Origin of the sequence: Serratia sp. 201 (genome assembly GCF_037027545.1) — a bacterium.
GTDB lineage: Bacteria > Pseudomonadota > Gammaproteobacteria > Enterobacterales > Enterobacteriaceae > Serratia > Serratia bockelmannii.
The window spans coordinates 44,652-59,465 of record NZ_JAXCHC010000004.1 but is presented as its reverse complement, the minus strand read 5'-3'; the positions used below and the strand labels follow the sequence as shown (position 1 = coordinate 59,465).

11 protein-coding genes and 3 pseudogenes are annotated in these 14,814 nt (G+C 48.9%); 6 read left to right on the top strand and 8 right to left on the bottom strand.

The window, feature by feature from the left end; all coding sequences use genetic code 11:
- Window positions 1-89: 89 nt before the first annotated feature.
- A complete protein-coding gene (locus WA302_RS19060) occupies window positions 90-851 on the top strand; it encodes a FadR/GntR family transcriptional regulator (RefSeq protein WP_336064678.1) in 762 nt (253 codons plus the stop codon).
- Window positions 852-883: 32 nt separating this feature from the next.
- Here the strand turns inward: WA302_RS19060 and WA302_RS19055 are convergent, their stop codons facing one another.
- Window positions 884-2,533, bottom strand: coding sequence for an electron transfer flavoprotein-ubiquinone oxidoreductase (locus WA302_RS19055; protein WP_443018048.1), 1,650 nt, complete (start codon window positions 2,531-2,533; stop codon window positions 884-886).
- Window positions 2,534-3,330: 797 nt separating this feature from the next.
- Window positions 3,331-4,950: an ISL3 family transposase gene (locus tag WA302_RS19050; protein WP_336064676.1), complete on the bottom strand. Its 1,620-nt coding sequence runs from the start codon at window positions 4,948-4,950 to the stop codon at window positions 3,331-3,333.
- Window positions 4,951-5,583: 633 nt separating this feature from the next.
- On the opposite strand from WA302_RS19050, the gene WA302_RS19045 reads away from it, so the two are divergent.
- The 3 genes and pseudogenes from WA302_RS19045 (at window position 5,584) to istB (ending at window position 7,557) form a co-directional block, all read left to right on the top strand.
- Window positions 5,584-5,748 (top strand): hypothetical protein, encoded by a 165-nt coding sequence (locus WA302_RS19045; RefSeq protein WP_443018047.1) that lies wholly within the window; start codon window positions 5,584-5,586, stop codon window positions 5,746-5,748.
- A gap of 639 nt (window positions 5,749-6,387) precedes the next feature.
- Window positions 6,388-6,767: pseudogene (locus tag WA302_RS19040) on the top strand (Mu transposase domain-containing protein); the annotation flags it as partial.
- Window positions 6,768-6,823: 56 nt separating this feature from the next.
- A pseudogene (istB, locus tag WA302_RS19035) lies at window positions 6,824-7,557 on the top strand (IS21-like element helper ATPase IstB).
- 37 nt (window positions 7,558-7,594) lie between these two features.
- On the opposite strand, the gene WA302_RS19030 reads toward istB, so the two are convergent.
- The 3 genes from WA302_RS19030 to WA302_RS19020 all read right to left on the bottom strand — a co-directional run bounded on the left by WA302_RS19030 (window position 7,595) and on the right by WA302_RS19020 (window position 9,189).
- Window positions 7,595-7,780 (bottom strand): hypothetical protein, encoded by a 186-nt coding sequence (locus WA302_RS19030; protein WP_336064675.1) that lies wholly within the window; start codon window positions 7,778-7,780, stop codon window positions 7,595-7,597.
- A 367-nt stretch (window positions 7,781-8,147) separates the two neighbouring features.
- Window positions 8,148-8,672 (bottom strand): YagU family protein, encoded by a 525-nt coding sequence (locus WA302_RS19025; RefSeq protein WP_336064674.1) that lies wholly within the window; start codon window positions 8,670-8,672, stop codon window positions 8,148-8,150.
- A 175-nt stretch (window positions 8,673-8,847) separates the two neighbouring features.
- Window positions 8,848-9,189 (bottom strand): hypothetical protein, encoded by a 342-nt coding sequence (locus tag WA302_RS19020; protein ID WP_336064729.1) that lies wholly within the window; start codon window positions 9,187-9,189, stop codon window positions 8,848-8,850.
- A 497-nt stretch (window positions 9,190-9,686) separates the two neighbouring features.
- Between WA302_RS19020 and WA302_RS19015 the strand changes: the two are divergent.
- Together WA302_RS19015 and WA302_RS19010 are read left to right on the top strand one after the other, a co-directional pair.
- A pseudogene (locus tag WA302_RS19015) lies at window positions 9,687-9,895 on the top strand (tyrosine-type recombinase/integrase); the annotation flags it as partial.
- A gap of 1,100 nt (window positions 9,896-10,995) precedes the next feature.
- Window positions 10,996-11,379, top strand: a complete 384-nt coding sequence (locus WA302_RS19010) for a hypothetical protein (protein WP_336064673.1) — start codon at window positions 10,996-10,998, stop codon at window positions 11,377-11,379.
- A 54-nt stretch (window positions 11,380-11,433) separates the two neighbouring features.
- On the opposite strand, the gene WA302_RS19005 is transcribed toward WA302_RS19010, so the two are convergent.
- The 3 genes from WA302_RS19005 to WA302_RS18995 are packed head-to-tail and all read right to left on the bottom strand — an operon-like array spanning window position 11,434 to window position 14,811.
- Window positions 11,434-12,945 (bottom strand): conjugal transfer protein TraG N-terminal domain-containing protein, encoded by a 1,512-nt coding sequence (locus WA302_RS19005; protein WP_336064672.1) that lies wholly within the window; start codon window positions 12,943-12,945, stop codon window positions 11,434-11,436.
- Complete coding sequence (locus WA302_RS19000; RefSeq protein WP_336064671.1) at window positions 12,942-13,313, bottom strand: hypothetical protein; 372 nt, start codon at window positions 13,311-13,313, stop codon at window positions 12,942-12,944. Before WA302_RS19000 ends, WA302_RS19005 begins: the two co-directional genes overlap by 4 nt.
- A 16-nt stretch (window positions 13,314-13,329) precedes the next feature.
- Window positions 13,330-14,811 carry an integrating conjugative element protein gene (locus tag WA302_RS18995; protein ID WP_336064728.1) on the bottom strand — a complete coding sequence of 494 codons (1,482 nt, stop codon included), beginning with the start codon at window positions 14,809-14,811 and terminating at the stop codon, window positions 13,330-13,332.
- Window positions 14,812-14,814: the final 3 nt, after the last annotated feature.

Here is a 14,814-nt window from a genome sequence, read left to right as displayed (position 1 = left end):
GTATATTACTAGTGCGAATGTTAAGCGATATGATATCATATGTCGTGTAAGTTTTGCGCAAACTTGAACCGGTGAATAAGAGTAACTATATGTTTTATAACGATCCATTGAACATTGATACCGTTGAGCCGTTTAATCGTAAGGAGAGCTTGACCGAGCGGCTTGTTGAAAAAATAAGCAATGACATTCGTTCTGGTAAATACAGCCCAGGTGAAAAACTTCCTACCGAAAGAGAATTCATTGGTAAATATAATGTCAGTCGTAGTGTGGTTCGTGAAGCTATCGCCTCATTAAAGTCAGATGGGTTGTTACAGTCACGACAAGGGATTGGCGTATTTGTTATTGATCCACTCCCGTCAGAACCCTTTAAAATTTCGATTAACGATATCACCGACTTAGAAAATATTGCACTGATGCAGGAGTTGCGCAAGGCGGTGGAAATTGAATCGGCTGGTCTCGCAGCAGAAAGACGTAGCTCACAGCAGATGAAAAATATCACCGCGGCATATAAAAAGCTGGAAAAAGCATATGCTGAAAACGAAAGCGACATTGGGCTTGAGGATTTTGGCTTTCATCTGGCCGTAGCTCAGGCGACAAATAACAAGTTTTTCCCGGACTTTTTGATTTACCTGCGTAACCAGATCACTCTGGGCTTAAGCATCAAATATAAAGGTTCCCGCCGTTTTTCTAACAATACTTATCGTAGTAATGCTCTACGCGAGCACCAGGCTTTACTGAGTGCGATTACCAACAAAGATAGTAATCTGGCCCGCGAATTAATGAATGCGCACCTATCGAATGCTTCACAGTATTACCAGGATCTGGAAAAATATTTAGCTGACGACGAATGAAATGCAGGAAGCGCCAGCTCCCTGCAAATAGCTTACATATTTGGATAGTTAGGTCCACCGCTACCTTCTGGTGGAGTCCAGAAAATATTTTGATGGGGATCTTTAATATCACAGGTCTTACAATGAACGCAGTTTTGTGCATTGATCTGTAATTTCATTTTTCCTGATTCATTGATAACCTCATACACTCCTGCCGGGCAATAACGTTGTGCCGGTTCATCATAGTCGGGCAGGTTGACCTCAATTGGTAATTGCTGATCTAACAATTTCAGATGGCAGGGCTGATCTTCCTCGTGATTGGTATTTGATAGATATACTGACGATAATTTATCAAAACTCAGGACACCATCGGGTTTGGGATAGCTAATCTTATGGCTTTCTCTGGACAATTTCAGACTCTGATGATCCGGGAGACGATCGCGCAAAGTAAACGGCAGCTTTCCCTGGAACCAGTTCTGTTCAAGGTAATTAAATACCCCGCCAGCCAGTTTACCGAATTTATGCAACGCTGGACCAAAGTTACGTGCCCGATACAGCTCATCATAGACCCATGAATCAGCAAAGGCCTGAGTGTATTCATCCAGATCCCGTGACGCATCCGGTTCCTTTGCAAGAGCAGAAAAGATAACCTCAGCGGCAATCATCCCGCTTTTCATCGCCGTATGTGTACCTTTAATCTTGGCGAAATTCAACGTCCCGGCATCGCAACCAACTAACAAGCCTCCGGGAAAATGCATCTTGGGTAATGAATTAAAACCGCCTTTAGCAATGGCGCGAGCACCGTAAGAAATACGTTTTCCGCCCGCCAAATAACGACTGAATACCGGATGGTGCTTCATCCGCTGGAATTCGTCGAACGGACTCATCCACGGGTTGCTATAGTTAAGGTCAACAATTAGCCCTACCGAAATCAGGTTATCCTCTCCATGATAGAAAAATGCGCCGCCGGAAGCTTCTTTGTCCAGCGGCCAACCCGTTGAATGTACCACTAATCCGGGCTGGTGCTGCTCGGCAGGAATTTCCCATAACTCTTTAATACCAATAGCATAATGCTGAGGATCGGCATGTTCATCAAGGCCAAAATGGGCAATCAGTTCCTTACCGAGATGACCGCGACACCCCTCCGCAAACACGGTATAACGAGCCAATAATTCCATCCCTGGGGTATAAGTGGATTTATGCTCGCCATCAGCTTTTACGCCCATATCGCCAGTTAATACGCCGCGTACCGTCCCCTGTTCGTCATAGATAATCTCCGTGGCCGCAAAGCCAGGGAAAATATCAACCCCTGCTTCTTCAGCCTGCAGGGAAAGCCAGCGACACACATTACCCAGGCTGATAATCAAATTTCCTTGGTTATGCATAGTATGCGGAACAAAACGGTCCGAAATACGATGGGCTGACTTTTCGCTGGTCAGTAGATAGATATCGTCCTTAACCACGGGGACGCCAACAGGAGCCCCGCGCTCCTGCCAATCCGGGTACAGTTCTGTTAATGCTCGCGGATCAAGTATAGCTCCGGAAAGAATATGAGCGCCAATTTCTGAACCTTTTTCAATTACACATACGCTGAGCTCACGATTGTTGTTGCTGGCTAGCTTCATCAACATACAAGCAGTTGATAGCCCGGCGGGGCCGCCACCAACGATAACAACGTCAAACTCCATTGATTCACATTCCATCATCATGCTCCCGATCTTTCTTGTACTGAAGATGCATCAGTAAAACTTATTTCATTTAACATAGAGTTTACCGTCATCAGGTTATCAGATGACAGACAGTGTGACAATGAAATTCACTGAGAGAAAATCAACATAACGTAATGATATTTAATGCATATTAGCATTTGCAATAGGATCTAATATGCATCAATTTCACTAATTAGACGGCATGAACTACTACCAGTCTGTCGCCACTGATAATGTCAGATGACGTGGAGAAAATGATGGGCAAGAGCGTAAATTTAGAAAGCCATTCCTGTCAAACAAGCGCGAGTTCTGCGTAAAAGAAAGAGAGCGTCATTCTCAAACGGGTGGTTGTTGTCGCAATGGACGGCAGTTTTATCGAATGGTTTGAATTCTCCGTTTACGGATAGCTGGCCGCGATAATGGGACAGATCTTTATTGCTAACGATTCTCCGGCGATGCAGCTTATTGCGTCCTTCGCAACATTTTCTGTTGCTTTTTTTTGCACGCCTTTTTGGCGAGAGCGTTTTCGGTCTGATTGGTGACCGGATTAGTCATAAAACATCACTGAATCTAACATTGATAATAATTTCCCTTGCAACTCTGGGTATCGGAACCCTCCATTCATATGCCTCTTTCGATATAATCGCCCCGATACTTCTGGTATTAATTAGATTAATTCTGAGGTTCTCAAGTGGTTGTGAAACTTCCGGTATCGCGATATTTTCCGCCGAGTAAAGTAAAGTGTTAGTACCGATGTAAAAATGGGTCTTCCGCAACTTGGGTGGAACCTTTCAGGCCAGAGGACTCATCACCCGTCGCCTCAGTAACTCGAACCCAGCACGCCCATACATCTGCCGCTTTAGCATTTTCAGGCGATTTACATGACCTTCGACTACACCGTTACTCCATCTGCTGGTAATGGCTTCACATATTGCTGCTGCATCAGCTTCCATCCCGGCAGCAACACGCTGAAGCTCAACCGGGCCGCTTTCGCTGACATGAGTGAACCACCTGCTAAGTTGTGGCTTATTTTTGGTTTTCAGGATCCGGTAGAAGTCCAATGCCAGTTGTTGTGCTATTTTCAGCTGCGGCTCTTTTTCACACATCAGCCCGATGAAGCGGGAGGCATAATTTTCTTCGCCCCTTATTATTCGCCAGGGCACCAACCAACGGCTCACGCGCGAAGCTGATGGAAGACGGGCTGACGCAGTAACAGATGTGCTCCCACCTTTACGCCATTTGGCAACCTCATCCCTGACGGTGGTTTCACTACCGGTGAACCCCTTTGCCACCATCTCCCTCCATATCTGGCTACCATTGTGGTTACCGCTTTCACGCTGTTCCTCCAGCCACTCATGCCTGGGATCCAGAAGGCTTGGTTTCCGAGGACGGGTCGACATTTCAGGGAATGTACCTGACTGGAGCCAGCGCCGGACAGTTACGCGTGATAACCCGGTGGTACGGGATATTTGACGGAGCCCACATCCATTCTTATGCAGGGTGATTACCTCCACCCAGCGTTGGTGGCGTTTATTACGAGTCTGCTGCTTAAGTCGCTCCGGGCGACGGATATATGGAGCTGGTTGTACCCGTTCTGGCTCAGGTGATTTCTTTGGTGACAACTCACCGGCAACAAGACGTATCAGCGGCATATGTCTGTGCATCATCCGTTCGAGTGCATCACCAATGTTTTTCAACAAGTGCCAGCGATCGGCCACCTGCCTGGCCTGAGGAGCGCCTTCACGTGCTGCTATAGCATAGATACCGCCGCGATCGCGCGAGACAACCTGTATTTCCGGATATTTTCTGAACCAGGCAGCCAACGTACGCTGATCGCGGCCGGGAAGCAGGACTAGGGGACGGTGAGTATCAAGATTGACTATTAACGTGCCGTAACGGTGGCCCCGATGCCACGCCCACTCGTCGATGCCAACATGGGGCGTGCCTGGTAGTTTCGTCTCCGGGGTATTGATAACTCTGCGAAGAAGAGTATCTGCACTGCTACGGAGACCCGCTGCCGTTGCCGCCCGTCTTCCAGCTTCACCTCCGGCTATTAGTCCCAGCTGACGCTGTAAATTTTGTAACGCCTGTGAAGACTGCTGCCGTGCCCCTGCGAAGGGAGCCAGCGACTCGGCAAAAATTTTGCGTGAACAAGCTGGGTTACGGCAGTACCAGTGACGGACGGAAAATACCAGCCATAGCGCCTGGCCTGAACAAGGTAGATGCTGTATTCGGCGCCGCCGACAACTATGAACCGATTTGCTGCGCTTAAGGCATTCAGGACATAGTGCAGTTTTACGCGTGGCACGAAGATGGAGGGTTATCCCATCAGAACTAACATCTTGTCGGCTGGATTGCCACCCGCAAGGCAACTGCAAAAGCGTCTTAAGTGAAGGCATAGTGTTGTTCATAACTTAAAACAGCTTAGATCCTTGTTAACTAGAAAGTTTCATCAATATTTCTCCACCCAAGTTGCGGAAGACCCAGAATTCGATCGGTATTGACAGTAAAGATCATCACCGATCATTTATGACCAATTAGGTAGAAGTTGGTTGCATCAGTGGTTTTATATTCAGTGCATTGACAATCGGGGGTTGCATTATTTTCGCCTAAGAGTCGCTATTAGATTGGTCATGGCAACGTCCTTTTCTGTTAGCGGCACCAATGGCATTCATTGGATTCTATATTCGTCACTGGCTTGAAGAGGCACCGTTATTTGTTACAACACAGAAGAGACAAACTTATGGTTCCGATCGAATCCCATTGAGCAATGGGAAGAATAATAAAAATCATCATTGTACTCTGCCGGATTAATTATAGGTGAAATATTCCACTATTTATTATCCTGACCTATATCCCAAACTGGCTGATTAGCACCTAAAACTTTAACACCGGGAAAAGTTTGCTGATGACGGCAGTCCCGATTTTCTTTTTTCTGTTTACAATCCCGCTATTCGATTTTCTAGGGGATAAGATGAGCCGAAAAAAAATAATTATGTTTATTGGTTATGTGGGACTTGTTCTTTTTTCATGGCCTTGCTTAATTGCCTTATTTTGTTGAGCTTCGCATGTTCTTCTTTTCAGGAGTGCTCCTGCTCTCCAGTATGAATAGCTATATACTACCAACCATAGCAATCAGCGTTGCTGCGGCATCATTCATTCTCCTTTGCGTGCTTGTATTCCAGTTATACAATCTGACACACGATTAACCCGGCCACCTCGCCGGTTTTTTTGTGCACATCAACGCGCCGCAGCATGTTCTTACCTCATCGCAAAGGACGAGCCATCCCTGCTTAACTCCATTCCCCCCTGTAATCAGTAACCACCACATCCTAGGGAAATTCTTATTTTAGGATATCCCACTCTGATACTATTGCAAAATCAAGTAATTTTAGTCTAATTTTTAAGCGTGCTGCAGCTGTCCTGCAGCTCATTGACAATATCGTTACATGTAGCTCTTCTTCGTGTTACCGCCCGGCTCGGGCGGTTTTTTTCTGGCTTCTCACAATTTTGCTGCTATCGTTTTATTGAAAGCAGTCATAGCTTAGCACCTACTCTGGATAGTCCGCTTTAGCTGGCGCAAGTTCCGCGCCAGTTTTTTTCTGTCGGGATCCCTCCCGGCACAGTGTTACTGAACACACGCCCAGGCATAAAACGAATAGAGGCACTGGTAGGCGCTGTACTGCCGCCCATGCGTATCCCAGTGAATACCATCAAACCGCGTATCCGTATACGACCCCCATCGCTGAATCGATAACTCGATCTGCAGAACTATCGGTCGAGAACTCTGTATCGGCTTAAAGTGGTTTACTGAATTTGGCCACCTGAACAGAGGTGATACCTGAATCTTCGTCCGTTACAGGCAGTTCGACAGCTTCACGCACGTTAATCTGTTGCTGGAGCAATGGGTTACCGAGGTTGCGAACCAGCGCGAGCTGCGCCAGTTCCGGCAAACGCCGGCGATCCGCTTCGAGGAAGAAAAAGCGCACCTGCAAGCGTTGCCGGCAACGGACTTCGATATCCGTCATGTGGTCTGGGACGGATATATCGAGGTGCGTGGTAATCGTTACTCCGAGCCCAAGACCTGTGCACCCGTCCGGTCTCCATCCGGATCACGCTGGATGATGAGCAGAGGATCTACGGCAATGAGCAGCTTGTGGCCACTCATCGCCTGAACAATCGTGGTGCTGGGTGGCAGACCGTTCCGGAGCACCATGCACCGCTGTGACAACAGATGAGCAGGGTAGAACACCGACCGCTGAGCGCTTATGAGGAGCTGTTGTGATGCATGAACTTGAGACGCTGCTGGGTCGTCTGAAAATAGAGCATCTGGGGTACTGGATGGAAAGTCTACTGGAGCAGGCGGCACAGGAATGGAGCGGGCGCCATCAATGCGGCATAGAGTCCCCGCTAAAGCAAGCCCGGCTCCCTTGGGTGAAAACGCTGGAGCAGTTCGACTTCAGCTTCCAGCCGGGCATCGACCGTAAGGTGGTGAGAGCTTGCCGGCCTGGCGTTCGTAGAGCGAAGCGAAAACGTGATCCTGCAGGGCCCACCGGGCGTGGGCAAAACGCATCTGGCGGTGGCGCTGGGCGTGAAAGCGGCTGATGCAGGGCATCGGGGCTGTTCATGTCGCTGGACAGGCTGATAGCGACGCTGATGAAGGCGCGGCAGGCAAACCGGCTGGAGCGTCAACTGCAGCAACTAAGTTATGCACGCGTGCTGATCCTTGATGAAATCGGCTACCTGCCGATGAATCGTGAGGAGGCAAGCCTGTTCTTCAGGCTGCTGAATCGGCGTTACGAGAAGGCAGCATCATCCTGACGTCGAACAAGAGATTCGCGGACTAGGGAGAGATGTTCGGCGATAACGTGCTGGCAACGGCGATCCTGGATAGGTTGCTGCATCACTCAACGACGCTGAATATCAAGGGGGAGGGCTACCATTCTAAATTCTTACGCAGTGGCCAGTTTTTGTCGGCCACTTCACACAAGCCCCAGCGAATTAAGCAGGGCTTGTAGTCGTGGCCTCACATAAACACGCATCAAAACACATTAATCAAGTTAACTCTTCAATAGCCCTAGTTAGAACACGCCTGCGGATAAAACGCTGCTCAGTAACGCTTTCCTCTGCTAGTTTAGCGAGTATGCCATTCAAACAAACAACGTAACCCTTGCGGTAAAGACTGCGAACCGCTCGACCGATCTCGTAGCTGATGCTATCTGTATTTCCAAACTGACTCATAGCCCTCTCCACTTATATTAATGAGAGAAAAAACATTAGAACAACTCAACAATTTAAGGTATAACAAAAATCCCAAACGGTTGGTCATCGGATGAGATTGTGTTGCAGGAAGTCGCCGTTCTGCTATCCTCATACACGCCAGCTCAAGGGTTCCGATGTTGCGACCTGACTGTCATCTTGTTCTTCACCACAACGGAAAGAGCACTGCTTAATTCAACAGCTATCAGGCAAATGAGGCTTCTCAGGCCCGCCAGATAACTGCTCATGTTTCCGCGCTGTCTATAACCCAACGCTTGTAATCCTCTTACCTGTTGTGCTCAAAAAAGCCCCGGCAGTTAGCGAGGGCTCTGAAGTGATGGTTTATCTGCTATTGGAATTCTGGATCAGGCTTTTTCGTAATGCGATTTCTTATATCTCTTCGAACTACCTCAATCGCCCACATCCAAAGAATGTGCCCAATCGTCTCTGAGAAAATCTCATCGAAAGGAAGTCGCCACAACGGAGGTGCCCAGTGGAAAACTGGTAGCAAAACACCGTGGAACCCTATCGTTACCAGTATCGCGAAAGCAGCCCCTTGCCAAAGCTTGATTGATGGGAATACCTCAGCAACTGAACAATAAAACATCGCAAAAACGATTGAAAACAAGTGGTGAATGCCCGCAATACCCCAGTTAACAATATGTCCAGAGTAAGTATATACCATCTCATTGACTTTAAATCCAAGGTCTTGAAGCATTTCGGCCGGAGGTATGGCTCGGTCTGCAGTACGTGGTGGCAGGGGGTTCTCTGTACCCCACTTAACAAAACTAGACAGATTACCACCTAAAAAACCAGCCCATAACGCAACTGCATAATTACGCCCCCCTGGTTTTGTCATGGAAAATAAGGACATATCAAACTCCATTTGGATAGTTAGTATCCTTACTCTACTCGAGATCTGCTTCCATCTACAATTGTTCACATCAGATAAGTACACTCAAAATTGACCTGCTCGCATTGATACTTTCTTTTCAATCATTAAAACCCCGCCGAAGCGAGGTTTTCTGTAATGCTAGTTAATAAACTCTTTATGGCGCTGGCTGATGGTCACGTTTTTCAGGTAATGCTATAACCGAGATGCGAACTTCGTAATGCTTAGCCTGACTGGCTGGTATGACCGATGTCAGCTTGTTGATCGTTTCTGTCGGATTATCACTGGTAGATACTGTACAGAATAACTCCCCTCCATTACAAAGTCCCGGCTTCGACATGTGCTCACCAGGAGGCGGTGGTGGTGGAAAATCCCGCGCGTCCTGAGAAACTGGAGAACGCTGCTTATCAGCATTGGCTGTCGCAGATAACGCACTAACACTAAAAAAGAGTGCAGTTGCGATGAAAGGAATAGATACTACCTTAAGAACATTCTTCATTATATCGACCTCGTTTGAAGGAACCAAGGGAAACATACCCCCAAAACGGATCACAAAAAAGATGCTTTTCACTAAACTTTCATCTCAATGAGCTTTACTTACAATAAAATTCTCTCCTGATCAAATTCGCATATTTTTGTAAAGAAAGCTTAATAAGTAGCTGTCAAATCACGGGGGAGCAAACTTGCTATAATGGAAAACATCACACTAGCCTTGGTAGGTTAACATGGGTTCAACCTGGTTTTATATTCTTACTCTTGTAAGTATCGCCAGCATGATAGCTGCTACCTACTTTTATCTCAGCGCCTACCTGTAGGTAACACTGATACCACTCACACCTCCCGAAACGCGGCCTCTGCTGAGGTCTTCAAATCCCATGGCGAATTTGGCAGCCCCACAAGGAGTGGAACCTGCTTCACACGGTTTTGGAGACCGGCGATCGCCCGGCGGCGTGGCTGTAAAAGCAAAAAACCCCGCCATTTCTGACGAGGTTCCGACTCCGCCACTCATGGGCAAGCTGGTATGTTCGGAACGGAACCCCATTGATGGTGTTAAAAGAACTGGGGGATGGGAGAAGCTGGAGATGATCAATAAATATGCCCATCTGAGTGGTGAGTATTTGAGCAAGTTCAGCGGCATTGTCACGTTTTTGGCACAGGATACCGGAAGCACGAACGATGCCGTTAGATTGCATATTGTGATTTAATGATTTTACAAACAAACATGCACTTCACCCCATGTTGCCGCACGGGCATCAGAGAAAAATACTGATGAACAATCACGATTCAAAAATAAAATAAAATAAACTCACAAAACAATTGATAAAAGACATTGCAGACGCAGTAACACATATAAAACAAGAGAAAAAACACGAAGAAGAAAAAACTAAGTGGTGAGTCATTAGCACACTTAACGGCCTGGCGATTTTAACCATTTTGATGCTAATATTTTCAATCAACCGATATGGTGACTCTGAACATTTGGTAGAGCGGAGGATTTATCATATTTTGCATCAGTTTCCTTTACGACCATTTGGATATTGGTTAACATTGAAAACCTTATTTTTTTAATGGATTTTGGAGATTAAGCATAACTAAAATAATGGTATTCCTATCGGATTCCGCATTAATGTCTTTCTCCACAACCACAGGATCACTTCAAATAAATAATATTTTTTAAATTACCATTCTTACTCCAAATTTACCAGAAGCTTTTAACTTCATATTTTTAACTTACACACACACGATTATCTACAACTTATTAATTGCAGCATTATTAAACTTATTTTTAATAGTAATTTATATAAAGGACGTTTTAAATGGTGAAAATGAAAGAGAGTTCCCTTGGGGTTAAATCTGTTTCGTTACCCTAACACTAATGCTCCCCCTACTTCTCTTGGTTTTGGGTAAGTAACAATTTCAATGATTCAAAATTAAATGAAAAGATATACCTCCTTGCTAACCAACTTGATTTTAAGCATAGCAATTTATGCAAAAAACTTAAGGGATGGGAGTGTTAGCGTTATATTCCTTAGCTCTGATTAAAGACAGGCACCCGTTGATTTTAACACTATAAAACCAGATAGTATTTCAAGCTTTGTTGAGAGCAAGAATTTTTCAGTATAAAAAATGAAAATTCTGAAAATCATGCTCTGTTCATATAAAAAACCATTAATTAATAATACTCAGAAAATCCCATTTGAAAAGGCGGTCTTGGTCGCTTACCACCTGAGGAACCTGATGAATAGCCATTGGTCGTTATTTAGGCTAAAGTGGTCAAACGACTAATCAGGCGAATGGAGGCATTATGAGCCAAACCAGAGATCAACAGGCCTATCAGCGCGGTGTCTGGGCTGCCCATAAGTGGAGTCGTCTGAAAAATGTGATTATGAGATGGGATCGGCTTTGCGTATCTAAGGCACGAGAAAACAGGCTTCCTGCCTGGATAGGCCATGTTCCGATTGTTATCGCTTTCATCGGTTCGGTCACAGCTATGCTGTTCGGGGGACTTATCGTTGCTGGCAGTATGTTTTTTATTTGGGCGATCGCGTTTATTCTTCAAAATGTCGCCCCATCTGATGAGAATACATTCGATGAAGAAAGGGCATCTGGTCCATCAATCAGGCATGGTAATGACGGTTACGGTTATTACTCAAGCTCTGATGACCTCACTTCAGAACGGTTTGATTGAACTGTAAAAATACGGGGAGAATACTTGCGTATACTCCCCATAAAAGCATCGATATTACAATTTAATGGATTTTTTGAGTGTATTAACTGCGTCTCCACCAGTTTCTTGGGCTTTGGAAACGCCAGTTCTTAAAGCACTACCAACTGCCTGCCCGATACTAACCCCTGCCCATGATAATGCCCCAAGCCACACCGCCGGCAACACAACAAACATGCAGCCCATCACCAGGTTCATAATCAGGTCATCGGCACTATTCTGGAACCCGGCCACATTCCAGCGACTGTGCGAGTCCGAACTATACAATGCCTCCAGTAACCAGCTGTCAAGCCAGCGCGCCAGTTCCCACCAAAACGTCAGGAAATTGAGCGCAAACACCACAAACGTCACGGTGATCACCGTCTTGTACTCGTAGGCCGCAAAGGCCAGGATAAGTGGCACCATGATGTACACCGCCATCAACAGTACCGCCTGTACCATCGGCAATGCCTGACGCATCGCATCAAAAGCCGGATACGCCGCCAGGCTCCCCAGTGCTGTCCCGCCCATAGAGGCAATACGGTTAACCGAGTTGTCCAGGGTAAAGTCTGCATTGCCGCCGTAACCGGCATAAGCGCGTCCGCCCTGGGAGACAGTCAGGTTATCCGGACTGACCAGGCGGCGCACCACCGCCTCTTTATAGTCCGCATCCGGTTGCCCCATCATCTTCAGCGCGGCAGACATCCGCAGCATGACGCCCGGATCGACCTGTTTCACCACGCGGGCTTCCAGCCCCGTTTCGCCGGCTGACCACCACTCGCTGCAGGTTGGATAGCCCCCTCGTCCAGTGTTTGGCCGGCCGCTGTCCCGCCCCTCATTCCAGGGGAAACTGCTACGCGGAGTTTTGGACTGCAGGTTGTTGTAGTACCCGCCGTTCAGGAAGGTTTTCGACCCCAGCCACTCGATGTCACGCAGGGTGGCTTTGTCCGTCGTCTGGCCCTGGTCGCGGTTCTGCCAGGTATACAATGCCAGCGCATAGCAGTCGTTGGTGAAGTCCTGCAGCTCCTTCGCCAGTGCAGGATTATTGACCCGGCTGTGCTGAACCTCAAAACGCACCTGCCGCAGATCAGGCCGACACGGAATGGTTGCAACGGCCGCCGACGTGATGCCTTTTGAGAGTTTATGCACCACCAACCACCACACCGGCACCTTCGCCGTCTGGCCGTTCATACTCGACATGATGTTGGCGTAGCCCGTTTCATCCGGCTTTTTCGGTGTCCATGTACCACAGGTCGCCGCCCGGCTGCTGTCGTACTTGATGGTGTCGAGGCTAACATTCATCAGCGGCAGACAGCAGGCGAGCATCACAAAGAATGCCCCGTAGAGCAGATTTTCGATGCGTGGCAAAGACAACATCCCTTTGTTGCCCTCATCCTCCCCTTCCTCTCGCACCTTAAGCCAGATGGCTGCCACCTTGAACAGCAACGGCAGCACAAACAGCCCCGTGCTGACCAGCAGCTCCCACAGGCCATTGTTAATCAGCCAGCCGAGCAGCGTCAGAAAATACTCCAGATAGCTGTTGGTCATCATAACGACAGCCCTCCACCAAAGAGACTGTATTCACAGGCCAGGGCAAATACCGCGCAGGCGATGGCCATGCGCTTGAGGGGTTGCCGGTATGCCGGTTTGCAACCCGGCGCGTGCCAGATTTTCCAGAATCCCCAGACCAGCGCGGCGTATAGCGCCAGGCGCCAGCTCAGCCAGCCATAACGGGTGCTGTGCACCCAGTCACGCAGCGCGGCACTCTCTCCCGGGTGATTGACACCCCAGTGAGCCATGCCCAGCGCGACAATCATCGCTATCACCAACATACCCAACATCTGCAGAACACGCTTAGCCCGCAGACCAAATCGGTGCCCCCTGGCGGGCGTCACCGCTTTCTTCTCTGTTCCGGTCATTGATTCATCCTCACGATTACTGGTCGCTTTCCGGCACGGCCAGCTGGTTGAACTTGGTATCCGGGCTGTCAACCGACTGACGCTGCGGGTTGGTTTCCGCCCGATTGTTCTCCCTGTCGATGATGGTCAGCACCGCGTTACGCGCAATCTCACGCTTCATCTCCATCTCGTTCTTAAGCGCCGTGATCTCACGATCCAGCGCCTCGATACGCCGATCGCCTTCTTCCATCGCGACTTTCTGCGCAGAGGCATTCGGCTCAGACATCCCGGTTGTGATCATGCGCCGCATGATAAAGGCCGTTTCGATGGTATCCGCCATCGCCAGTTCACTGGCCAGGCGCCCAACCAGGGCGGCATTATCCGGATCGCGCTGCAGTGCCTTGATAACGCCGGCGGTCACCGCCAGGCTGCCCGTCTTGAGTTTGGCCAGGTTGCCCGCGGTAGGTTTTTCTGCCCCGTTGACCAGCCTGGCCAACTGCTCGTTATTCGTTTTCGTCGCATCTTCCAGCATCGGCGCAAACCCCGTACCGGCGACGGTGCTGCCTGGCTGTTCGGTCCCTTCGCCACTGGTGCATTGCGCTGCGTCCTTGCAGGTGCGCAGCGAGGTGTCGCCCAACACCTTCACTACAGCCGCTGCCGCTTCTTCACTGCTGGCATATTTGGTACAGGCACCGCCGGTACAGCTGCTGCCGGATACGCTGGAGGTGCTGGTGACCGGCAACGCATTCATCATGTTGTAGCCGGCTGCAGCCAGATCGTGCGTTGGCTTAATCGCCGGCTGACCGGCGCCGCCACGCTTCTGTCCACCGATCCAGGTCTGGCCGGATTGTCCGGTCACTTTCTCCGTGGCATTCATCGACCGCACTGCATCGGCATCCCCGTTATTGATCAGGCTTTTGGCCTCCTCCATCGCTGCCGCCTGGCTCCAGCCGCCGGAGTCCGCCATATCCATCATCCGTTTGGAGAGGTTCTGGCAATTGAGCTGGGCTTTGTCGAATGCCACATTGGCCTGCAATACCCCGTTGATCAGCATTTCATACAAGCCCGGGTTAGCACGCTGAATAGCCATCGCCGGCAGACTGGCTACCGCACCGGTAGCGCCCTGAATAACGTTACCCATCAGGCTCTTGAACCCGTCCGTCACGCCATTGAGCTGGTTACCGATGGTGCTCTTCAGGTCGAAGTTGCCGCACATCAAATCCGAGCTCCAGCCCAGATTCATCCCCAGCCGCTGCATATTGCCACGCGTCGCTGGCTGTGAAATCACCGAGCCACCGCCCAGGGAATAGAACAGCTTGTCCGAGACCGCGCCGCTGGCGCTCTTCCCGTACCCCACATTACTGTCATTCACCTGGGGCAACGAAATGCCAAACAGGGTGCCGTTATCGTCATTGTCGTCAGCGTGTGCGTTCACGCCGGCCAGTGCCAGGCTGCCGGCAATCAACAGGGACAGCAGACTGCGCCGTCCCCAGAGAGATTTATTCATTGGTTTTTTCATCAT

Excerpts from the sequence above, each read along its gene's own strand:
- WA302_RS19060 (WP_336064678.1), top strand. The coding sequence starts at position 90 with ATGTTTTATAACGATCCATTGAACATTGATACCGTTGAGCCGTTTAAT.
- WA302_RS19055 (WP_443018048.1), bottom strand. The coding sequence starts at position 2,533 with ATGGAATGTGAATCAATGGAGTTTGACGTTGTTATCGTTGGTGGCGGC.
- WA302_RS19050 (WP_336064676.1), bottom strand. The coding sequence starts at position 4,950 with ATGAACAACACTATGCCTTCACTTAAGACGCTTTTGCAGTTGCCTTGC.
- WA302_RS19030 (WP_336064675.1), bottom strand. The coding sequence starts at position 7,780 with ATGAGTCAGTTTGGAAATACAGATAGCATCAGCTACGAGATCGGTCGA.
- WA302_RS19025 (WP_336064674.1), bottom strand. The coding sequence starts at position 8,672 with ATGTCCTTATTTTCCATGACAAAACCAGGGGGGCGTAATTATGCAGTT.
- WA302_RS19020 (WP_336064729.1), bottom strand. The coding sequence starts at position 9,189 with ATGAAGAATGTTCTTAAGGTAGTATCTATTCCTTTCATCGCAACTGCA.
- WA302_RS19010 (WP_336064673.1), top strand. The coding sequence starts at position 10,996 with ATGAGCCAAACCAGAGATCAACAGGCCTATCAGCGCGGTGTCTGGGCT.
- WA302_RS19005 (WP_336064672.1), bottom strand. The coding sequence starts at position 12,945 with ATGATGACCAACAGCTATCTGGAGTATTTTCTGACGCTGCTCGGCTGG.
- WA302_RS19000 (WP_336064671.1), bottom strand. The coding sequence starts at position 13,313 with ATGACCGGAACAGAGAAGAAAGCGGTGACGCCCGCCAGGGGGCACCGA.
- WA302_RS18995 (WP_336064728.1), bottom strand. The coding sequence starts at position 14,811 with ATGAAAAAACCAATGAATAAATCTCTCTGGGGACGGCGCAGTCTGCTG.